Here is a 23,386-nt window from a genome sequence, read left to right as displayed (position 1 = left end):
ATGAAGCTATTTTTACGTGATCATTTTGCATTTTTCCTACTGTACGTTTTAAACTTCGGTATCATTTTCGTTCTTTATGATGCAGTAGATGGATTTCAAAACAATAAATTTTATTTCGTCGTTTTAAGTTTATATTTATTTATTTGTTTCCTCGCTTACCGTTACGTTCGCAATCGTAGAATGTACCATAGATTAAGCGAGCAACCAGAGAAAATGGAAGATGCGTTTATTGAAAGAGCAACTGCTCCGATGCCTCACGGTGTAAATGAACTCGTGCGCACGCAATACCGTCTCTTCCAAAAAGAACTACAATCGTATGAAGTAAAACAACAAGAACATCAATTATTCATTAACCACTGGGTGCATCAAATGAAGACACCTGTTTCCGTTATGCAGCTTATGGTGCTCGAAATGGAAGACGAGCATTTAATTCCAAAGTTTAAAAAAGAATTAGAGCGTCTAAACCAAGGGCTTGATATGGCTTTATACATGGCTAGGTTAAATAACTTCCATGAAGATTTCCATGTTGAGACGATTTCATTAAAAGATACGGTAACAAAAAATATTAACGGATTAAAAGAACTATTCATTCGTAATGGTGTCTTCCCTGTTTTAGAAGTCCATTCTGATTTAAAAGTTGCTTCTGATGCGAAATGGCTAAAATTTATCATCTATCAGTTAATGACAAATGCTGTTCGTTACTCTGGTGAGCGCGGAAAGAAAGTTTTCTTATCTGCTTACCGAAACGGAAAGGATATTATTTTAGAAGTTCGTGATGAAGGTGTTGGTATTCCGCAAGAAGATATTCGAAGAGTATTTGAACCATTTTACACTGGGAAAAACGGTCGCGCATTCGGAGAATCTACTGGTATGGGGCTTTATATTGTAAGTAAAATTTGTGATTATTTAGGTCACTCTGTCAAACTAGATTCTGAAGTTGGTAAAGGAACGACGATTAAAATCATCTTCCACAACGCTGCAAATAATCAAGCAGAACATACGGAGAAGGTGACCGAAGCATGATCGTAACATATGCAAGCAAAATGTATGAGAACTCACTCTCATACATTTTTTGCAATACAACTACTTCTATATCTTCTAGCCGGAGGTATAATCTATGACATTTTGGCAATTTGCATTTAAAAACGTCACGCGCAACTCGAGAGCTTATTTTGCTTACTTTGTAAGTAGTTCCTTTTCCATTGCTGTGTTCTTTTCGTTTGCTGTTTACCTATTCCATCCGAAATTACAAAACTTTGACATGACCTCTGAAATTTCAGGGTTAATGATATTTTCAGAAGTAGTAATTGTATTTTTCTCTTTCTTCTTTTTACTATATTCCATTGGTACTTTTTTAAAAGTTAGAAAAAAACAATTTGGTGTTTTGACCATTTTAGGAATATCGAGAAAACAATTACATCGTCTTGTTTTTATGGAGAATATGTTAATCGGGATTTTATCTATCTTTTTCGGCATGCAGTTTGGAGTTGTTTTTTCTCAATTTTTCTTATTAGTAACAGCCAAACTTACGCATGTTCCAGGAATATATTTATACGGTCCTACTAACGCGTTTATTTTAACAACCATTGTTTTCCTTAGTCTTTTTATCATTGTATCTGCATTCACACCAATGCTTATTCGTACAAAAAAAGCGGTACACCTTTTAAAAACAAATGGTGGAAAACAAAAAGAAAGAAAACCATCCATACTTGTTTCATTATTTGGTGCGATTTGTTTATTTGGTGGTTATGCGTTAGCTGGAAATCCTAAATATTTCGTATCAGTAAGCCCGCAAATCGGTGTTATATATATGGTTTCGAGTATTTTCGTTATCCCAATGCTAGTTACAATAGGAACATATTTTTTCTTTTCTCAAATTAGTTTCTTACTTATTTATATTTTAAAGAAAAGAAGAAGATTTTATATGAAACGGATTAATATGCTTTGGATTTCAGATTTAGCAAACCGTATTCGAACGAATATTAATATGCTTTTTATTGTAGCGATGCTCTCTACAATTGCTTTCACAATGATCACGTTCCTATATGGATTCGGGAAATTTATTAAGCTAGAGGTGAATAGAACTTCCCCTTTCCCAATTTCTTATTTCTCTTATGATGCGAACCCTTTTGTTACAGAGCATTTAAATTGGCTTGAGCAACAATTACAAAAAGAGCATTTCCCTTATCAAAAAATAAAAGCTGATATATATGAAACACCACTAAAAGAAGATAAAGATATAGCTATTTATAATGACGTATACGCAATTAAGCAAAGTGACTATAACAAACTTGCGAATTCTTTACGAATGAAACAACTATTTATGGATGATAACGAAGCATATGTGTTAACAGGGACATCTTATATCACCATATTCAACGAATTTGAGCAAAGCTACAATAGAGATTACATTACACTCTCTAGTACAAATACGAAATTAAGAGTTAAAGGCTATGAGCATGTAAACGCAATCCCATCTGACTTTTCATATCAAACGATAGTGTTGCCTGATGTTATCGTAAATAACTTACCTAACACCGTAAAACATATATCAGCATACAATTACAAAATTCAAAACTGGGAACAGACATATGAAATTGCTGATAATTTTATAGAAAAAGTGCAAAAAGATCGAAATAAATACCAGTATGAAGGGCCTCTTATTCGATCCTTTGAATCAGCAGGATCGTTATACAAAATAACATCAGGTAGTGCCGCGTACTTCCTAATCGGGACATTTTTAGGAGTTATTTTCTTCATTGGAGCTGGTAGCGTTCTTTACTTTAGAATGTATACGGATTTGACGAACGAACAAGAGAAATATATAACGGTTTCTAAAATCGGTGTAACAGATACAGAGATGAAACGATCTGCAACCATTCAACTTAGTATTTTATTTTTCATTCCGTACATTATGGCATCCATTCATACAATGTTCGCAACAAAAATGCTACAAGATGTAATTGGTTTATCTCTGTTCAAAGAAGTTTCAGCCGTTCTTATTATTTTTGGATTCGTTGAAATCGTATTTTTCTTATTCATTCGTTCACTTTATATGCAAAAATTATCACATTACACGAGTGGACAAAATATTTAAAACAAACTTGATGAAAAGAGTGTCTCTCATACTCTTTTCATCTTCACCCTATTAGGAGGTTTAGGTGAATGACATTTTGGCAGTTTGCATTTAAAAACGTCACAAGAAACGCCAGAGCTTATTTCGCCTATTTTGTAAGCAGTGCGTTCTCCATCGCAATCTTTTTCTCATTTGCAGTTTATTTATTTCATCCTAAATTGCATATGACAGACGTGAATTTTTCTCTGAACATATTAATGACAATTTCAGAAGTTGTCATTGTGTTCTTTTCATTTTTCTTTTTACTGTATTCAATCGGGACGTTTTTAAAAGTACGAAAAAAACAGTTCGGGATTTTAACAGTGCTTGGCATATCTCAAAAACAATTAAAGCGACTCATATTTATAGAAAATATGTTAATTGGTGCTCTTTCTATATTTTTTGGCATTCAACTTGGACTTGTCTTTTCACAGTTCTTTTTGTTAGTTACCGCTAAAATTACACACGTACCTGGTTTATATTTATATCCGCCTACAAGTGCTATCGTTTTAACTATCATCATCTTTCTCGGGCTCTTCATTCTCGTATCATCTTTTACACCGATGCTCATTCGCACGAGAAAAGCCGTACGTCTTTTAAAAGAAGGAAAACAACAAAAAGAAAGAAAAGCATCCGTGCTCATCTCTCTATTTGGTGCGATCTGTTTAATATGTGGATATGCGTTAGCCGCAAATCCGCTGTATTTTATGTCGCTAGGTGACATAATTGGACTTTTATATGCCGTCTCTAGTATATTTGTCATCCCATCGCTTATTGCAGCTGGAACATACTTTTTCTTTTCACAAATTAGTTTTTTACTTATTCGTATTTTAAAAACACGAAGAACGTTTTATATGAAACGAATTAATATGCTTTGGATTTCTGATCTAGCATCACGTATTCGGACGAATATTAATATGCTCTTTATTGTGGCGATGCTATCGACGCTCGCTTTTACAATGATTACATTCTTATATGGATTCGGGAAATTTACAAAGTTTGATGCGATTAGACAAAATCCTTTCCCGTTTACTTATTTATCGCATACTGAAAATACGTTAGCTGATGAACATTTAAACTGGTTAGAGCAGAAATTTAATGAAGAGCACTTTACTTATACAAAATTTAAAACGGATATATATGAAGTATCTTCGGCTGAAGATAGCACGCAGCTCTATTATGCCATTAAACAAAGTGACTATAATGTACTTGCTAAGGCTTTAAATTGGGAAACGCTCACGGTCAATAAGAATGAATCTTATATTCTTATGAAAGACTTAGATGATCAAGTTATTGGAACGCTCCATAATAAAGAACAGAAAAATACTCTTACACTTACTCAAAACAATTTACAACTACAAGTGAAAGAATATAAAAGTTATAGCCCATTCCCAAACAGCTTAATATACCAATTACTCATACTATCTGATGAAAATGTAGAAGCCTTATCCACCGTTTCCAAACAAATGAGTGTATATAACTTCAAAGTTACAGATTGGGAAAAAGCACATAATATCGGTTCATCGTTTATAACAAAAATCCATAACGATAATGCAGCAATTCAAGCAGAGCATCCACCTTTCCATGCAAGTGAAGCGAGCGATTCTCTATATAAGACAAAACTAAATGTCGCTTCGTTCTTCTTAATTGGTACTTTCCTAGGAGTTATTTTCTTTATCGGTGCTGGCAGTGTTCTTTACTTCCGGATGTATACAGATTTAACAAATGAGCAAGAAAAATATATAACGATTACGAAAATCGGCTTAACTGAGACTGAAATGAAACGTTCAGCGACAATTCAGCTTGCGATTCTTTTCTTCGTACCTTACATTATGGCATCAATCCATACGATGTTTGCGACAAAGATGCTACAAGAAATATTACATCTCTCGTTCTTCGCTGAAATTACTGTCGTACTGTTGATTTTTGGAACAGTTGAAATTTTATTTTTCCTTTTAATTCGTTCCTTTTATATGCAAAAATTATCACAACACATTAAGTTTTAAAAAGTAGAAAGGTGATTACTATGGAAGAAGTATTACACATAAAAAACGTCTCAAAAGTATATGAGGGAAAAGTCCCTCATACTGCTTTAAAAAATATAAATTTACACGTGGATAAAGGGGAATTCGTTGCCATTATGGGACCATCTGGTAGCGGAAAATCTACATTTTTAAACGTTATCTCTACAATCGATTCTCCGACTTCTGGTGATGTCGTGATTAACGGAAAAAAACCGCACACATTTCGTAGAGAGAAGTTAGCTATTTTCCGAAGACAAGAGTTAGGATTTGTTTTCCAAAACTTTAACTTACTAGATACACTAACAATCGGTGAAAATATCGTACTACCTTTAACATTAGATAATGTTCCATTAAAAGAAATGGATGAAAAGCTTGATAACATTTCAAAAAAGCTTGGAATTGATCATATTTTGGACAAACGTATTTTTGAAGTTTCTGGAGGACAAGCACAGCGTACCGCAGTAGCACGTGCTGTTATTCATCATCCTTCACTTCTACTAGCCGACGAACCGACAGGAAACTTAGATTCAAAAGCGGCAATTGACGTAATGGAGTTATTTACGAAATTAAATAAAGAAGAAGATGCAACGATTTTAATGGTTACGCACGATCCGTTTGCAGCAAGTTATTGTAACCGTGTTATTTTTATTAAAGATGGCGAACTTTACAATGAACTGCACCGCGGATTATATCGCGAGAAATTTTATCAAGAAATATTAGATGTTTTAGCATTATTAGGAGGAAGACGTGGATGACATTTTGGCAATTCGCATTTAAAAATGTCTCACGTAATTCGAAAGCATATTTCGCCTACTTTGTAAGTAGTGCGTTTTCTATCATGGTTTTCTTTTCATTTACTGTATACGCGTATCACCCGCGGTTACAAAGTGTACAAAGTTTCCAAGAACGTGATCCTCTAATGAACTTAGCTAGTACAGCACAGCTTGTGATCGTTATGTTCTCGTTCTTCTTTCTCTTATATTCAATTGGAACATTTTTAAATGTTCGGAAGCAGCAATTCGGGATACTCACCATTCTCGGTATCTCACAGAGACAATTAAAGAGACTGTTATTTACTGAAAATATGATAATCGGGATATTGTCTATCTTTATCGGCATTCAAGGTGGACTTGTATTTTCTAACTTTTTCTTATTAGTCACTTCGAAATTAACAAGTGCGAAAGGTCTCTATTTATATTGGCCAACAGAAGCGATTATCGTTACAACCGTAACGTTTATCATTTTATTTTTAATCGTTTCTACGTTTACACCAATGTTTATTCGTACTCGAAAAACAGCCCACCTCATTAAAGGGAACAAGAAAATGCCAGCTGAAAAAAGACCATCTATACTCATCTCTTTATTCGCTTTAATTTGTTTAGGGCTATGCTATTATATCGCTGGTTATCCGCAAGGCTACGTAACGGAAAAAAATGTGCAAAATGGATCTGTCTTTTTTATTATGTTATCTATTTTACCGCTCGTAATAGTCGGGACATATTTATTCTTTTCACAAACATTCCTTCTTTTCATCTATATTTTAAAGAAGCGCAGAAAGTTTTATTTGAAACAAATAAATATGTTATGGATTTCAGATTTAGTTTCTCGTACACGCAGTAATATTAATGTACTCTTTATTGTTTCTATGCTATCTGCACTTGCATTTACGATTATTATTGGATTATTCGCCGCTAATAACAATACGAAGGCATCAGTACTAGAGCGATATCCCGTTCCCTTCACGTATACATCAGAAGGTGACAATTCCCTTGAACAAAAGCATATTTCTACAATTGAAACGGAGCTTACAACTAATAATTTTCTTTACAAAAAATATAAGTTTACAGTATTAAAAGATACAGCTTCCAAAGAAGATATTATGCTTATGAAGATGAGTGATTATAACGCAATTGCTAAACAATTGAAAAGACCGGAAATAACAATTGATTCTACAGAAGTGTATATTATTTCTCGCCACTCACCAGAACTTCTCGATCTCGTATCTAATCCATTTGCAAAGCAAAATACGATTACACTTGGATCTAATAAAAAAGAATTTCATATTAAAGGGTTTATTAATAAAGGAATCGAACCATCATTTGCATTCCCTCATTTAGCTGTCGTACAAGATTATGTATTTGATAATATGATTCCTCATATTGAAACAACTGTAATCTATAACTATTTCGTAGAAAACTGGGAAAATGCAATCGTTCCAACAAAAAATATGTTACGTGTTATTAGTGGTGATGCACGTGAGTTCTACGAAAAGCATACTGAAGAGAAAGCTCAAGTTCCTTTCTTCATACATACGGCTACGGATGAACTTATTTACGGTAAAGGAAATGCAGTTGCTCAATTCTTTATTTGGGCATTTCTCGGCTTTATTTTCTTTATCGGTGCGGCTAGTGTTCTATACTTCCGTATGTATAATGACTTAACAACTGAAAGACAAAAGTATATTACGATTACAAAGCTTGGCTTAACTGAATCAGAAATGTTTCGCTCTGCTACCATTCAATTAGGAATTTTATTTTTCGTTCCTTACATCATTGCTGGTGTTCACACGTTATTTGCGGTTAAGTTTTTACAAAGCATGTTTTCTTTCTCATTACTAAAAGAGACATGTATCGTACTCACCTTTTTCGGGATTATCGAGATTATTTTCTTCTTCTTAATCCGCTCTCTGTACATTAATAAATTATCACAGCATATCAAAATATGAATAAAATGGCCTTGTGCATATTGCACAAGGCCATTTTCAATAGTTTTTAATAATTAGCAGCAATATCCGCCGTAGCCACCAGCATAACCGCCGTAACCACCATAACCACAACCGCCGCCTCCGCCGAAGCAACTAGCACCGATGATAATTAATAAAATAAACAATACGATTAGAAGCGCAAAACCGCCTCCGCACCCATGTCTGCGGTTACAATCATCATGTCTGTGTTCACACTTTTCGCTCATTACTCTATTCCTCCTTTAGTATCATTCATAACAAGTTCACCTTGCTCTAAATGAGGGGATTCCATTTATAGTATGTTTTCAGGGCGAATAGGAAGCTTGGCTTTCTTAAAAACGGGCTTGTTTTCGGAAATGGGCTTCATCAAAAAAAGATACCAATTAAGGTATCTTCTAAATAAACATATTTAATAAAAGTGCAAAACCAAATGCAATAAATGATAACAATGTCTCAAGTACCGTCCACGTTTTAAACGTTTCCTTCACCGTTAATCCTAAATACTCTTTTACAAGCCAGAATCCTGCATCATTTACGTGAGAAAACATTAATGATCCCGCACCTGTTGCTATAACGAGCAATTCTAAATTTACACCTGACATGTGCTGAATAACTGGTGAAACAATTCCTGCTGCCGTCGTTAATGCTACCGTAGCTGAACCTGTTGCGATTCGAATTAATCCAGCTACCATGAAAGCTAACACAATTGGTGATAGCGATATATGCTCTGCCATTTGCGCAATCGCTGTTCCAACGCCGCTTTCAATTAATATTTGTTTAAATCCACCGCCTGCACCGATAATTAAAATAATGGAACCGACTGGTAATAAACTTTCATCCGTTAATTTTTTAATCATCTTTTTATTAATTCCTTGTCTTATTCCAAGTAAATAAAATGCTGCGAAACATGAAATAAGTAAAGCAATTACTGGGCTTCCTATAAATACTAAAAATTCAGTTATCTTTTTCGGTAATGAAATATATGGTGCCACTACTGATAAAATCATCAATACAACTGGTAATAAAATAATGAAAAATGAAACTTTACGACTTGGTAAATCTGTTGATACAGTCGTAACTCGAACAAGCTCTGGTTCATTTTCGGGTATAACCCTTTTATGTACCCACTTTGCAAATATCGGTCCTGCGATAATGGCTGCTGGTAACGCGATAAGTAATGAATATAAAAGTACCTTTCCTAAGTTCGCGTTATAAATACCGATTGCTGTCATCGCCCCTGGATGTGGTGGCACAAGCCCGTGCACAATAGATAATCCAGCAATAACAGGTAACGCAATTAATAATATATTTTGCTTCGTCGTTTTTCGAATCGAAATAACAAGTGGTAATAATATGACGATCCCCACTTCAAAAAACACTGGAATCCCTATAACAAAACCTGCAAATAACATAGCCCAAGGTAGTTTCTTCACACCGAAAAATCGAATAAAGAAGTCTGCCACTTGCATGCCCGCCCCTGAATCGGACATCATTTTTCCTAAAATTGTTCCGAGGGCTAAAATACCAACTAGATGCCCTAGTACACTACCAACACCAGTTTCATAGGCAGTCACTATTTTCGTCAAATTCAGTCCAGACATAATAGCTAAAAATAAACTCGCCACTGTTAAACTAATAAATGCATGCCATTTCCACCATGATACCCCTAAAATAACAATCGCAATTGCAAGTAATGTGACGATTAATAAGTATATATCCATCTCTCATTCTCCTTACTTTTATCCCGATTGGTGTGGGCTAATAATTAGTGGGTGATGCCCTCCTCCACTAATTAAAGTTTTACTTTATAAAAAAAGAGGGAACATCCCCTCTTTTATACGTCATAATTCACTACATAATGCTGCATTTCTGTATTGTAGTAGCCTTCGCTATATTCAATTACTTCGCCAACTTCATCATAAGAATAGCGCATACGTTTTAATAACGCTGTCCCCTCTTTTTCACCTAGCGCTTCTGAAACGAAACTAGGCGCGAGTCCAACAGCGAATTCATCTCTGAAGTTTTCTAAGTGAATGCCTCGGTCTTCAACTAAATCATAAAGCGATTGCAAGTCAAAGTCCGATAAATCTGTACTTGCCATTCCTGCTGAGAAATAGTGCGTATAATGAATGTAAGGTGCATCATTTAACGTATATAAACGTTCAATACGAAAACTCTCCTTGCCGAATAATCGAAATGGCACCGTTCCTTCTTCATTATGAACGATTTCTGCTTTTAGCAATTTCTTTTGTACTTTATATCCTTCTTCCACTAACACTTCTGTAAATTTCTTACCTTTTGACAACTTTGTCGCAGAAGTATTACGGATAACTTTCGTTCCTTTACCGCTTTTCTTTTCTAAATATCCTTCTTGAGCGAGTTCTTTAATTGCATTACGCACTGTAATTTTGCTCACTTTGAACTCTTCTTCTAACTGCGGTTCGGAAGGAATATTCGTATGAATCGCATATACACCATGCAATATTCGATCACGAATAATATTTTTTATTTGTAAATATAATGGTCCTTTTTTCCTCGTTACGTTCACCGTTACACCCACTACCTTTCTACATCACCTACTGATGCCGTCATTGCCCGAAGTATATCCTTCTCTGATGACATTGGCGTATCACCGACGATTGTATGTGCAAGCATTCCAGCTGCTGACGCAAATGAAACAGCTTTCTCTGGTGCAAACTCTTTTATCTCGCCATGAATAATCCCGCTCGTATAAGCATCTCCAGCACCTATTCTATCATATACAGAAAACGTAAGTGTTTTTGCAAAAGTGAACGCACCATCTTTACATATAAATCCGCGAAGCGAGTGTGTATTATCACTATTAATAGAGCGATGTGTACCAGCGATTGTAGCGATATGATATGTTTCAGCCACCTTTGGAATAAGATCAATAAGTTGTGCTTCTCGCTCCGTCTCCTCTGTTTTCATTCCAAGAACGAACATTGCATCTTTTTCATTCATCATAACGATATCAGCAAGAGCCAGCATTTCTTCATAATGTGGTTTCGCCTGCTCATACCCATCTTCTCCCCAAAGAGATGGACGATAGTTGCAATCAAAGACGACAGTGCCTCCGCTTTCTTTCACTGCTTTCGCTAAAGATTTCATATGATGGCGCACCGTATCATTCATCGCAAGTGTAATTCCGCAAAAATGAACGATATCAATTTCCTTTGCGATTTCTTCAAATTGATACATGTCTTCACATGCCGTATTGAAACTACTTTCTAATCGATTCGAATATGTAACGCGACTTGCCCGTGCGCCAAATCCATTTTCTAAAAAGTACATGCCGACATATTTACCGCTTCTTGAAATAAACGGTGCCTGAATGCCTAACTTTTGAATATGTGATACTGCAGCATCCCCAACAGAATTTTCCGGTAAAGTTGAAATAAGAAAGCCTTCATGACCGAGATGAGAAAGTGCTGCTGCAACGTTCACACCCGTACCAGAAAATGAGTAATTTAATGTGTTAGCTTGCGACAACAATTCATATCCTGGTACTTGCAGGCGCATCATTACTTCACCAAATGCTGCAATTTTCTTACGCATATTGATCAACTAACTTTTTCACGACTGCTAATAATTCACGAACATCTTCTACTTTCGTATTGCCAGTTTCTTTATCAATAATAGAAGAGTACACGTGCGGGATAACTTGCTCTACATTTGCCTCAAGCGCAATACGTACAATTGTTTCGAAGTTTTCTTTATCGATTCCGCCTGTTGGCTCTAATGCGAATCCTTCTTCCGCACAAGCTTTCGCAACTGCACGATATTCTTCTTCATGAGCTAGCCCTTTCATCGGGAAGTACTTCAATGAATTTCCGCCCATATCACGTACAAGTGCGATCGCTGTTTTAATTGGAACGATTGCTTTTTCTTCTCCAGCTGCGCTAATTGGGCCAGTAGAAATATTTACGTAACCTACTTTTCCTGTTGGCGATACTAAACTATTAATCCAGCTATCTTTTTCGCCAAGATTTGCACGTGTCGCTCCAACTGAAGGGAACACTTGGTTAATATGACTACCAGGATAATGCTTCGCAATTTCAGCGACAACTGCCGCTTGGCGATTATCTCCTGCGCCTAGTCCGATTGATACAGCGTCATCAATTTCTTTTCCGTATGCTTTCATCGCTGTAACAGCTTCTTCTACTGTTGGGTAGTCTTTTGATAACACTCCCACTACTACATAACCTTCTGCTGCTTCAAAAATATCTTTCGCATTTCGGGTATTGTTCGCTAATACATTTAATGCTACGCGGCCTTTATAAAAACGTTTTTGAATATTTGTCATTTTAGTTTCCCCCTACAATTTCTCTCAATTTTTCTTCAATTACATGTATGTCATCACCTTGAAGTGGACGTGGATCAATATCAAAGAATCCTTGTCTTACTCCGTAATCACGTGTATAGATTGCGATTTCCCCTTCGCGTAATGCTGTCACAACGTCTTTTGCCGATTTATTTAACTCTTTTTCGCTAATATGAATACGTGCTCTAAAGATTGCTCTTCCAGCTTCATCTTGAACGATCGTTACATTTACACCTTTTAATTCTTTTAGCGGCATAAGTACTTGTAGCAATTCTTTTTCTTGCTCACTTTTATCTTCTTTTACGCCGTACTCATCAAGCGCTTGAAGTAAGCCGAAAGTTGTTTCTTTCCCAACTTTCATACTTCTTCCGATGCAATGTAATTGCACTTTCAGCCACTCAATATATTTTCGTTTCCCGCCAACAATACCAGAAGTAGGTCCTTCAATTGCCTTTGAACCACTATAAATGGCAAGGTCTGCATACTTCACATATTTTTGAATATCTTCTTCAGCTGCCGCATCAACGATAAGTGGTACGTTATTTCGCTGCGCAACTTCCCATGCTTCTTCAACAGAAATCATATTTTTTTGCACGGCGTGATGGGATTTCACATAAAGAATCGCTGCTGTATTCTCACCAATTGCATCTTCAATATGCTCTGCTTTCCCTTCATTTGCGTAGCCAACTTCTACAAGTTTACCGCCGCCTAAATAAATCATCGTTTCGACTGGAGCACCGTATTGAACGTTATGCCCTTTTAACATAATCACTTCGTTTTTCGCGATGACCTCTTGATGAAGTCTTTCACTTTTACGGCGATTTCCTTCTGTCACGATACCAGCGATAGAAAGTGCAATTCCGCTCGATGCTGAATTCACAACGACCGCTGCCTCTGAATCTAGAATTCTCGCAATATGGTCTCCCGCTTTATCTACTAAATCAGCAATTTCCACATAATTTTGTCCACCATGTTTCATCGCATCCATCACTGTATCTGTCGGAGCGGATACACCTAAAATACTCATTCTACCGCTCGCATTAATTACTCTTTTTAATCCGTACTTAGCATTCAATGAATGACCCATTGATGACAACCCCTTTCGTATCAATTCTTCTTTCAGCAATGCGCTGATCCCCTTCTGAATCAATTAACGTAACCTTCTCATCTTTCACCGTAAATAAAGTTAAGTTTGCAATATCGCCTTCTTGAATACGACCAAGCTCTGGTTTTTTCAGCCACTCTGCCGCATGTTTCGTAACCGCATCAATTACTTCTTCTAGCGGATAACCTAAGTAAAGGAATTTCGAAAGAACGTGAGCCATACTATACACGGGACCGTGTATACGATTCTTCCGGTAAATATCTGTACTAATCGTATTAAAGGTGATATCGTGACGCTTCGCCGCTTCTGCTACTTTAAAAGAAAAACTAGCATTACCGTGACCAACATCTAAATGAACACCGCGCTTCACTGCATCTAGTAATACAGGTAGCGGTTTTCCTTTTTCATCAAATAAATTATTTTCTTTCCCGTTTAAGTAATGTGTAATGACATCATCTTTTTCTAAAAGAGGTACAACTTCCTCTATGCGAGGAGGTGCTGAACCGATATGTACCATAATCGGCAATGATGTTTCACGAGATAACGAGCGTGCAACATGAAGCGGTTCAATTCCACTGTCACAAACGACACTTTTACTCATTCTCGCCTTTAACCCAACGATTACATCTTTATACTTTTCTACTGCTTCTATTACTTTCTCTTTATCGATCCATTCCATATTGGATAATTCATCAATTCGTTTCAAACCGATGCGAGAAATATTTAAAAAGGCAAATAAATTCGTTTTTGCCTGCTCCCTACTTTTTACTAAATCTGCAATACGATCAGCTCCGCAGCTGCCCGCATCAACAATTGTCGTTACCCCTTGCTTAACGCCAATTTCATCCACCTCATCGCCATACGGATCAAACTCCGGAAAAGCATGAACATGTAAATCAATCCAGCCGCTCGATACGTAAGTACCTGAGTAATCAAGAACCTTTCCACCTTCGCCAGCACCAGCTTTCGTCACCTGTGCGATTTTATTATTTTCAATTACAATGTCAATCTCTTCCCCGTTCACACGTTTTACATTACGTAGTACGAATCGTTCTGTCATTGTACTTCCACCCTTTTCTATAAGAAGCCATAAGAATACGCTTACATTAAAGTTTCATTTTATATGTCTTTCACACGTTTAGCGTAACACAAAAAAAGGGAGAAGTAAATATAACGTTATAATGTTTGAAAGTGAATAAAAAGATGCTCCTCCAAAATGGTAATAGTATAGGAAATTATATCAACGATTTTTTGAATATATCTATCATAACTTACAATATATCAACGATTTTTCAATTATATCTATCATAACTTATAATATATCAACGATTCGACAAGGAATATCGATTTACCGACAAGAAACGTCAATTCCTTTCTTATATAAAAAAAGCTGTCCCAAATGGCACAGCCTTTTTCTTTATTCCTGAACCGTCACAATAACCCCATCCATATTGTTCCCGGAAATTTCATACTGCTTGTTTGCTGGAACGTTCACTTTCATATTCTCAGAAACTTTATAATAAGAAACAGTATATTTCTTACCTTCTACTTCAGTTGAAATCTCTTTTTCCTCTTTTAAAAACTCTAAATATTCCTCTAGTGTGAAATTCTTTTTTTGCATAATTGCGCTATGAGGTAGGCCAACATAACGGATATGCCATGGCTCATATTGAATTCCAGTAATGTTACTTTTATTTTTCGGATAACGTAATACAAAGCCATGCTTCCATACGTTCTCTTCGATCCATTTTCCTTCAGGCGCTTTCTCCATCTTCTTTTGCGTTGATCCAACGTCTAGTGATAATCCTAAATTATGTTCACTATATCCTGCTGGAAGCGCGTAATCAGATCCCATTTCTTTATATAATTTACTTTGTTCTTTAAAATCTCGATACCCACTACTCATTAAGAAATGCTGTACGCCATCTTTTCCAGCCGCATCGACAACGTTCAAAAACTTTTTTACAACATACTTTGATAAACGAAGATTTCTATCAAATATTACGTAGCCTCTCACTAATTCACTATTATGATTTACATTTATAATATCAGACCTAATACTATCTTTTTTTACTGGATAATCCCTATTAACTAATAATAAATCACCCTTATAAATTTGTTCCTTCGTAATCTCTTTCCTCTCGGTATTTGCCGCCTTTACTAGCTCATCTTTTCCGACAATTTTAACATCGATTTCCTTTTGAAATAACGGTGATATATAAAAGCCTACACATACTGTGCATGCTATAAAAAAAGAAATAAATACCCACTTTTTCATTTCTAGTTCCTCCTTAACGTAACTTACGTATAGAATAGAAAAAACTATTAAAATAAAAAGTGGGGTAAAGTTTAAATTTTTATTAAATTGTTAAGTTCTCGTCTTTTGGCAATCGCACTTCAAACATTGTTCTAACTACATTACTTTCAGCAGAAATTGTACCGTTATGCTGCTCAACAATATTTTTCGCAATAAACAGTCCAAGGCCTGTCCCGCCACGGTTCTCAGTTCTCGATTTATCACCTGTATAAAACATATCAAAAAGATACGGTAAATCTTCTTCTGGAATACTATCTCCATAATTTATAACTTGTACGACAACTTCTTCATTATCGATATACCCATTCAGATCAACAAATTGCCCATCATATCCGTATCGAACGGCATTTGTTAACAAGTTTTCAAATACTCTAGCTAACAATTTTCCATCACCGTTAATTGGCAAATGAGGATCAATATTCAACCTAGCTTGTAAATGATGTTTCTCTAATAAAGGATACAATTCCTCATCTAACTGTATAAGTAGTTCACTTATATCAATCGGCTTTTTATCCAGCTTTAGCATGCCATAATTCATACGTGTAATTTCAAATAACTCATCAATTAAACTTTCGAGCCTTTGCGATTTCGTATATGCAATTGTGGAGAAATGTTTAATTTGTTCTTTTGTTAAATTCTCATCTTTAAGAATTAAATCTAAATACCCTAACACGGATGTTAATGGAGTTCTTAAATCATGAGCTAAGTTTACAACGAGCTGATCTTTACTACTTTCAGCAAAGTCTCCTCTTTCCACCGCTTCTTTTAACTTTTCACTCGCAACATTTATTTCACGTGCGATATCTCCAAACTCATCGTTTGATGAAACTTGAACTTTATTCGTAAAGTTACCGTTCGCAAGATGATGAATCCCGTTAGAAATCTCACTAAAATACTTTAAATATGGTTTTGTCAAAAAGAAGAAAAAGATAATAGATAACGGAATAAAGAAAATTAAAAAGAAGTTAATGTCTCCAAATTCCCTTACCACTGACCTAAATTGCGCTAAAGGCTCTTCGTAGCGAACCATCGTTTTATAATACAGCTGCAATCCTTTATAAATTATATAAGTTACAGTTGCTGCAAGCACCATACTTAACGCAAATAAGGCAATCATTTTAAATCGAAAACTTTTCATCATATTAGCCATTGAAAGTATAACCTACTCCCCACACTGTTTTTATTAATTTATCCTTTCTTTTATCTTCCCCAAGCTTTTTCCGCAACGTACGAATATGTACCATAACTGTATTTCCGCCTTCATAATAATCATCTGCCCATACTTGCTGAAAAATATTTTCCACATTATACACTTTCTTCGGATGGCTCGCTAATAAATATAAAATATCAAACTCTTTCGGTGTTAACTCAATTTGCTCTCCATAGACGTTCACTGTTCTTCGCTCAGGATCAATAATAACTCCGCCTATCTCTAAAGCAGATTTATTCTCCGCTACTTTCGGCTGATTTAATGTAAGAAACCTACGTAATTGTGCATTTACACGTGCAACTAATTCAATCGGTGTAAAAGGTTTCGTCATATAATCATCTGCGCCTAATACAAGACCTGTCACCTTATCAAAGTCCGAAGTTTTCGCACTTAAGAAAATGATTGGCATATGGTGCTTCGCGCGAATTTGACGCGTCACTTCATACCCATCCATTTTCGGCATCATAATATCTAAAACCACTAAGTCGATTGGCTGCGTTTCAATAATATGAACAGCCTCTTCCCCGTCCGCTGCCTTCACGACGTGGTAACCTTCTTTTTCTAAATGTATCTCAATTAAATCGGCAATTTCTGCCTCATCATCCGCTATTAAAATTGAAATGCGCTTCATATTACTCCCCCTTTATACGCTCGATTGTAAACTAGTCTATCCAATTTGTACAATACGAAAAGGTTACTCGCGGGAGTAACCTTAGTAAATGAAATTTATATCGGCGATTTTTCAAATATATCGACCACAACTTGAATTATATCGGCGATTTTCCAATTATATCAACCGTAACTCGAATTATATCAGCGATTTTTCAGTTATATCGACTTACCGACAATTACCGACGAAATTCGCCCGCTATTTGAAAGACTCAACCTACCGCTCCAAAACAATTCGCTGTTTCGTGATCTCCGCCAACCTTCCGCGGTCTACTTCATACTCAGCTTCAACACTTTGCGGCACCATAACTTTTCCGCCCTTAAGCGTCACTTCCGGCGAAATAATATCCTGCTCCCAATGTCTGCTAGAAGCAGATATATCGCCTGGAATCGTAAAGTTCGGCAATGAGGCAAGCGCAACATTTTGTGCTCTTGAAATCCCCATCTCCACCATACCGCCGCACCAAACGGGTATGTTGTGCTCCATGCAATAATTATGGATTTGAACCGATTCTGTTAATCCGCCCACTCGCCCTGGTTTAATGTTCACAATTTGGCAGCTACCAAGGGTAATCGCAACGCGTGCATCTTCTAAACTATGAATACTTTCATCTAAACAAATCGGCGTTTCAATTTTCTTTTGCAACTCCGCGTGATCAAGAAAATCATAATCGGCTAACGGTTGTTCAATCATCATTAATTGGAATTCATCTAGTCGTTTCAGCCTCTCCGTATCCCCTAATGTATATGCTGAATTTGCATCTGCCATTAGCGGGATATGCGGAAACTCTTTTCGAATCTCTTTCAATAATTCGTAATCATGCTCTGGCTTTATTTTCACTTTAAAACGCTCGTACCCTTCTTCTGCGTACTTTTCGATTTGTTTTAACATAACCGGAATTGTATTGATACCAATTACAACACCGACCTCAATTTCAGGTCTAGTCCCGCCTAGTAATGTCGCTAATGACTTCTTTTGTCGCTTCGCATATAAATCCCAAACAGCTCCTTCTATTCCTGCTTTTGCCATTCGGTTTCTTTTTATATGCTGGAACAAACTTGGCACTTCATTCGGATGAGAAATTTCAGCCTTTAATAAATCAGGTAATAAAAAATCTTGCAGTACATGCAATGCTGTCTTCACTGTTTCTTCCGTATACCACGGTTCAGAGAAGGCGACGACTTCGCCAAATCCAATGTATCCGTCCGTATCCTCTAATTTAATAACGATGCTCTCACGCTTCTCATACGTTCCGTAGCTTGCAGCAAACGGGATTACGAGTGGCATTTCTGTTATATGAAGTGTCGCTTTTTTTATTTCCACCTACATCTGCTACTAAAAATATAGACAAATGTATATTCTTAGAGTATTCCTGCTTCTACGTGCCCTGCCTCGCTAATCACTTGCTACTACAGTTTGCTGTGACACTCCACAGGCGTAAATTCCGATGTAGCCCACCGTACATATATACAATCTATTTACGTTAGTATTGTATATTTTTTTGCTTGTAAAAGGTTGATAGATGCATTTAAATCTCTATCCATTACATTTCCACAATCACATGTATATACTCGGTCAGACAGCTTTAAATCCGACTTTTTTTGACCGCAACATGAACATATTTTAGAAGATGGATAGAATCTGTCCACTTGCCGTAGTTCAATTCCATATTCCCTACATTTCGTTGATAACCATGTTTTAAAAGCATAAAAACATTGTTGCGCTACAGCTTTAGATAGATGTTTGTTCTTCATCATACCTTTCACATTCAAATCTTCTACTGTAATAAACATTGGCTTGGTTTTCACCACATCATTTACAATAGACTTTACATACGCTAATCGAATATTTGCTAGCCTAGCATGTAGCTGTTGCACCCTAAGAATATTTTTGTTTATATTCGCTCTTTTATTAGTAACAGGTTGTTCACCTCTCTTTCTTATATTTTCAAATTTGCGTGATAAAGAGCGTTGTTCACGTTTTAACCGTTTTTCTATCTTTTTTACTTGTACTGTTTTATTTATATTTTTGTGAGTTTTTCCATCGCTACGTACAGCGAAGTCTTTAATTCCCAAATCAATTCCTATACCTACTGCATTGAGAATTGAATTTGGTTTTACCTCTTTCACTTCACAGAGTATAGACACATAGTATCTTCCTGCTCTTTGATATACTGTACCACTTTTTACAGTTGTATTTTTTGAAATATATCCATACTCTTTTAACCTTATCCAACCAATTGTAGGGACTTTTACTCTATGTCTTTCTACTGTCCAATCTGTTTTGTTGTTTTTCGGAAAGTAGCACTTCACATCTTGCTTCTTCTTTTTTTTATATCGTGGAAACTTAGATAAACCTTTAAAAAATCGCTTAAAAGCTTTATCTCCATTCATAATCGCTTGTTTTACCGCTTTGCTCGACACTTCTTTAATCCACTGGTCACACTCTTTTGTATGAATGTTGTTTAACCATTTAGAAAAGTCATAGCCACTAAGAAATTTCCCATCCGACTCATATGCCTCTTTATTTTTAGAGATATACAGGTTATATACATATCGACACACCCCAATAGTTTGACGGATTTTACTAACTTGTTCAGTTGTCGGTTTGATTTCTATTAAATATGCTCTTTTCATAAATCTTCATCCTCCGACATTTTCTTTTTGTATTTTCTCAACCCATATATTCTACCGCTAAATACATGAATGATAGATGTTAAATCCTGCACAAGTTCTTCTTGAGGAGATAGTTTTTCATTGTTAACAATCATAATTTCCACTCCCATTTTACGAAGAAACTTTTCAAACCACTCATATCCAAAACGTACAAATCTATCTTTGTGTGCAATGATGATAGTCGAAATATTTCTTTCCATACAACTGTCAATCAGGTTATTCCACTGTTTTCTTTTGTAGTTTAATCCGCTACCAATATCTTTGATAACTTCATCTACAATCATCCCTCGTGCATTTGCGAATGTTTTAAAAAACTCAACCTGATTTTCTAAATCATCTTTCTGACCTGGATTTGATACTCTTGTGTAAATAACTACTTTGCCTACTTTATTTTCTTCTTGAATACCCATATATTCCTTATACTGTTCTTCTGTATAGTATCATCTTCCTTTTTGGTTTCGGTAAGCAGTTAAAACACCTTGATTGTCCCACCTTTGCAATGTCTTAACAGAGACATTAAGCATTTCTGAAAATTCTTTTGGTTTATATTGTTTCATAATTACTTTTTATTATATATGCCTACTTTTGTCTATGTTTTTGTTTACTGTTTCTTTCTCCTCCACTAATTCTCTTAACTCTCGTCTTAACAATTTTTTCGAAGCGTTACGTGGTAATTCCTCTAAGAAACATGCTTTCTTCGGCACTTTATATTTCGCTAATTTCTCCTCGCAAAAGTGAAGAATTTCTTCTTCTGTTACCGCCCCGCTTTTCACAACAAAAGCAGCGGGTACTTGTCCCCATTTATCATCAGTCATACCTACAACACCAGCTTCCGCTATCGCTGGATGGGACAGCAACACTTCTTCAATTTGAGCCGGATATATATTCTCTCCGCCAGAAATAATTAAATCACTGCGGCGATCTAATACGTATAAAAATCCTTCTTCATCTAAATAACCGAGGTCGCCAGTATGAAGCCATCCGTTTTGAATAGTCTCACGCGTCGCATCTTCACGGTTAAAGTAACCACCTGTTACGTTCGGTCCTTTTACTACGATTTCACCTTCCGCATGTGGCGGCACTACTACGCCATCTTTTTCAATACGAAGTTGGCACTGAAATAGTGGCTTTCCAGCTGATCCTACTTTCGTTAACATGTAATCTGCGGACAACGTACAAATTTGCGAAGACGTTTCTGTCATACCGTACGTTTGATACACAGGAATTCCTTTATCTACACACGTTTCTAATAACGGCTTCGGCGCTGGTCCTCCGCCAAGTAACATACATCGTAAAGAAGATGGATATGTTTCTTCTCCAAGTCTCTCTAATAAATCAGTTAACATTTTTGATACGACTGAAATAATCGTTACGCCTCTCGTTTGAAGTGCTGTATGAATAAAATCAGCATCATATTTCGGAACGAGTAAAATGCGCATGCCGTACATAATATTTTTCATTAGAAGAGATAACCCGCCAACATGGAACATCGGCATACACGCTAACCAGCAATCATCATCACGAAGTCCTAAATTAAGCGAAGAGCCAACCGCGCTTGCCCAGTGATTGCCGTACGTTAAAATAACACCTTTCGGTTTTCCTGTCGTCCCTGACGTATAAATAATCGTCATCGCTTCTTCTAAAGAGAATTCTTCTTGTATAGAGGCTTCCTCTTTTGGTCCATTCATCACTTCGGCGAATGAATAGACAGGAACATCTTTAGCATCAAATTCTTGATCGGTCACTAAACAAATAACTTCAGCATCATCCATTTGCCAAAGTAGCTCTTCTCTTGAAAGACGCGTATTTAAAAGCACAGCTACTGCCCCTACGTACGATAGGGCGTGAATAACTGTAATCATCTCCATACCATTTTTCATCAGAACAGCCACCTTTTGCCCTCGCTTCACTCCAACATGCGTGAGACGTTCACAAACAGATACTACTGTTTCATGCAGCTGCATAAAAGTAACTTTCTCTTCCTCTATTTCAATTGCAGTTCGATCTGGTGTTAAAAACGCACGTTGCATTAACCAATTTGGCATAGTTTCCATCATACATTCTCCTTTCATGAAAGAAAGAGACTTGATATGACATCAAGTCTCTTAGTTGTTTTGTTTCCGGTTTGATCATTTGGTTGCGACTCACTTTGTGGGCGAGCCGCTTCCGTCTCAGAACCTTTGCCAACGAGGCTAAACAGTCGGCTCCGCTTTTGGTTTCATCCAGCTACAGCAGCTAGAATGTTCGGTGGCTTCACTTCTTCCTACGAGGCAAAAAACGCCTCTACGTCAGAAGCTCCATCCCCCTCACATTCTAAGCGAGCCGCTTCCGCTTTTGATTTGATCAAGGGAAACGAGGGAATTGACCGAAGTCCGGACTGCGTTTTTCTTTGAACGCGTCGCGACCTTCTTTTGCTTCGTCAGTTGTGTAGTACAATAACGTTGCATCTCCAGCTAATTGTTGAATACCAGCTAGACCGTCTGTGTCTGCGTTGAATGCAGCTTTTAGGAAACGAAGTGCCATTGGGCTGTTTGCTAAGATCTCTTGTGCCCATTGTACTGTTTCTGCTTCAAGTTGTTCTAATGGTACTACTGTGTTTACTAAGCCCATATCAAGCGCTTCCCCAGCACTGTATTGACGGCATAGGTACCAAATTTCGCGAGCTTTCTTGTGGCCTACCATACGAGCTAAGTAACCAGCTCCGTATCCACCGTCAAAGCTTCCTACTTTAGGACCTGTTTGTCCGAATACAGCGTTGTCTGCAGCGATTGTTAAGTCACATACGATATGAAGCACGTGTCCTCCACCGATTGCATAACCTGCTACCATTGCGATAACTGGTTTAGGAATTGCGCGAATTAGACGTTGTAAGTCTAATACGTTTAGACGTGGGATTTGGTCGTCACCTACATATCCACCATGACCACGAACTTTTTGGTCGCCGCCCGAACAGAATGCACGTCCACCTTCACCTGTTAAAATGATAACGCCAACATTTGCATCATCACGAGCTTGTGCAAAAGCGTCGATTAACTCCATTACCGTTTTTGGACGGAATGCGTTATGTACTTCAGGACGGTTAATCGAAATTTTTGCGATACCATTGTATGTTGAATAAATAATATCTTCGTAATTGCCTTCTTTTATCCATTCAATAGCCATTACAACTACCTCCTTGTATATTT

The 23,386-nt window shown here is 36.7% G+C and carries 19 protein-coding genes and 1 pseudogene; 5 read left to right on the top strand and 15 right to left on the bottom strand.

All coding sequences use genetic code 11. The features are described from left to right. The 5 genes from ACTFRY_RS00260 to ACTFRY_RS00240 all read left to right on the top strand — a co-directional run bounded on the left by ACTFRY_RS00260 (position 1) and on the right by ACTFRY_RS00240 (position 7,864). Entirely contained in the window at positions 1-1,023 is a 1,023-nt protein-coding gene (locus ACTFRY_RS00260) for a sensor histidine kinase (RefSeq protein WP_000765341.1), read from the top strand. A 94-nt stretch (positions 1,024-1,117) separates the two neighbouring features. Then, on the top strand, positions 1,118-3,097 hold the full coding sequence (locus ACTFRY_RS00255) for an ABC transporter permease (RefSeq protein ID WP_098616311.1): 1,980 nt from the start codon (positions 1,118-1,120) through the stop codon (positions 3,095-3,097). A 68-nt stretch (positions 3,098-3,165) separates the two neighbouring features. Beyond that, positions 3,166-5,121, top strand: a complete 1,956-nt coding sequence (locus tag ACTFRY_RS00250; RefSeq protein WP_000144972.1) for an ABC transporter permease — start codon at positions 3,166-3,168, stop codon at positions 5,119-5,121. A gap of 20 nt (positions 5,122-5,141) precedes the next feature. Continuing rightward, complete coding sequence (locus ACTFRY_RS00245) at positions 5,142-5,894, top strand: ABC transporter ATP-binding protein (RefSeq protein ID WP_000393250.1); 753 nt, start codon at positions 5,142-5,144, stop codon at positions 5,892-5,894. Then, positions 5,891-7,864, top strand: a complete 1,974-nt coding sequence (locus tag ACTFRY_RS00240; protein ID WP_098616312.1) for an FtsX-like permease family protein — start codon at positions 5,891-5,893, stop codon at positions 7,862-7,864. Before ACTFRY_RS00245 ends, ACTFRY_RS00240 begins: the two co-directional genes overlap by 4 nt. Before the next feature lie 53 nt (positions 7,865-7,917). On the opposite strand, the gene ACTFRY_RS00235 is transcribed toward ACTFRY_RS00240, so the two are convergent. The 15 genes and pseudogenes from ACTFRY_RS00235 to menB form a co-directional block, all read right to left on the bottom strand. Beyond that, positions 7,918-8,109: a YjcZ family sporulation protein gene (locus ACTFRY_RS00235; protein WP_001290392.1), complete on the bottom strand. Its 192-nt coding sequence runs from the start codon at positions 8,107-8,109 to the stop codon at positions 7,918-7,920. Positions 8,110-8,277: 168 nt separating this feature from the next. Next, positions 8,278-9,603, bottom strand: a complete 1,326-nt coding sequence (gene gntP / locus ACTFRY_RS00230) for a gluconate permease GntP (RefSeq protein ID WP_061664543.1) — start codon at positions 9,601-9,603, stop codon at positions 8,278-8,280. Positions 9,604-9,716: 113 nt separating this feature from the next. After that, positions 9,717-10,442 carry a GntR family transcriptional regulator gene (locus tag ACTFRY_RS00225; protein ID WP_000539263.1) on the bottom strand — a complete coding sequence of 242 codons (726 nt, stop codon included), beginning with the start codon at positions 10,440-10,442 and terminating at the stop codon, positions 9,717-9,719. Continuing rightward, the gene (locus ACTFRY_RS00220; RefSeq protein ID WP_061664541.1) at positions 10,442-11,458 is read right to left on the bottom strand and encodes a sugar kinase; all 1,017 of its coding nucleotides are present in this window, start codon (positions 11,456-11,458) and stop codon (positions 10,442-10,444) included. Before ACTFRY_RS00220 ends, ACTFRY_RS00225 begins: the two co-directional genes overlap by 1 nt. Further along, a complete protein-coding gene (gene dagF, locus ACTFRY_RS00215) occupies positions 11,451-12,206 on the bottom strand; it encodes a 2-dehydro-3-deoxy-phosphogluconate aldolase (protein WP_000181937.1) in 756 nt (251 codons plus the stop codon). Before dagF ends, ACTFRY_RS00220 begins: the two co-directional genes overlap by 8 nt. 1 nt (position 12,207) lies before the next feature. Then, positions 12,208-13,311: a DgaE family pyridoxal phosphate-dependent ammonia lyase gene (locus ACTFRY_RS00210; protein ID WP_061664539.1), complete on the bottom strand. Its 1,104-nt coding sequence runs from the start codon at positions 13,309-13,311 to the stop codon at positions 12,208-12,210. Next, positions 13,289-14,389 (bottom strand): amidohydrolase/deacetylase family metallohydrolase, encoded by a 1,101-nt coding sequence (locus tag ACTFRY_RS00205; protein WP_086392315.1) that lies wholly within the window; start codon positions 14,387-14,389, stop codon positions 13,289-13,291. The genes ACTFRY_RS00210 and ACTFRY_RS00205 overlap by 23 nt, the downstream gene beginning before the upstream one ends. Positions 14,390-14,746: 357 nt before the next feature. Then, positions 14,747-15,607 (bottom strand): D-Ala-D-Ala carboxypeptidase VanY, encoded by an 861-nt coding sequence (locus ACTFRY_RS00200; protein WP_000759394.1) that lies wholly within the window; start codon positions 15,605-15,607, stop codon positions 14,747-14,749. An 82-nt stretch (positions 15,608-15,689) separates the two neighbouring features. Beyond that, positions 15,690-16,796: a HAMP domain-containing sensor histidine kinase gene (locus ACTFRY_RS00195; RefSeq protein ID WP_000002609.1), complete on the bottom strand. Its 1,107-nt coding sequence runs from the start codon at positions 16,794-16,796 to the stop codon at positions 15,690-15,692. After that, positions 16,789-17,487, bottom strand: a complete 699-nt coding sequence (locus tag ACTFRY_RS00190) for a response regulator transcription factor (RefSeq protein ID WP_000822512.1) — start codon at positions 17,485-17,487, stop codon at positions 16,789-16,791. The genes ACTFRY_RS00195 and ACTFRY_RS00190 overlap by 8 nt, the downstream gene beginning before the upstream one ends. 255 nt (positions 17,488-17,742) lie before the next feature. After that, positions 17,743-18,849: an o-succinylbenzoate synthase gene (menC, locus tag ACTFRY_RS00185; protein WP_044796388.1), complete on the bottom strand. Its 1,107-nt coding sequence runs from the start codon at positions 18,847-18,849 to the stop codon at positions 17,743-17,745. Between the two features lie 155 nt (positions 18,850-19,004). Then, positions 19,005-20,162, bottom strand: a complete 1,158-nt coding sequence (locus ACTFRY_RS00180) for an RNA-guided endonuclease InsQ/TnpB family protein (protein ID WP_000817282.1) — start codon at positions 20,160-20,162, stop codon at positions 19,005-19,007. Further along, positions 20,159-20,758, bottom strand: a pseudogene (locus tag ACTFRY_RS00175) (IS607 family transposase). The gene ACTFRY_RS00180 and the pseudogene ACTFRY_RS00175 overlap by 4 nt, the downstream one beginning before the upstream one ends. 12 nt (positions 20,759-20,770) lie before the next feature. Next, positions 20,771-22,255, bottom strand: a complete 1,485-nt coding sequence (locus ACTFRY_RS00170) for an o-succinylbenzoate--CoA ligase (protein ID WP_000449593.1) — start codon at positions 22,253-22,255, stop codon at positions 20,771-20,773. 289 nt (positions 22,256-22,544) lie between these two features. Continuing rightward, on the bottom strand, positions 22,545-23,363 hold the full coding sequence (menB, locus tag ACTFRY_RS00165; protein WP_000963870.1) for a 1,4-dihydroxy-2-naphthoyl-CoA synthase: 819 nt from the start codon (positions 23,361-23,363) through the stop codon (positions 22,545-22,547). Positions 23,364-23,386 lie beyond the last annotated feature (23 nt).

Origin of the sequence: Bacillus cereus group sp. MYBK195-1, from assembly GCF_051916605.1 — a bacterium.
Classification (GTDB): Bacteria; Bacillota; Bacilli; order Bacillales; family Bacillaceae_G; genus Bacillus_A; species Bacillus_A cereus.
The sequence above is the reverse complement of the archived record's forward strand: the minus strand, read 5'-3'. Positions and strand labels throughout refer to the sequence as shown.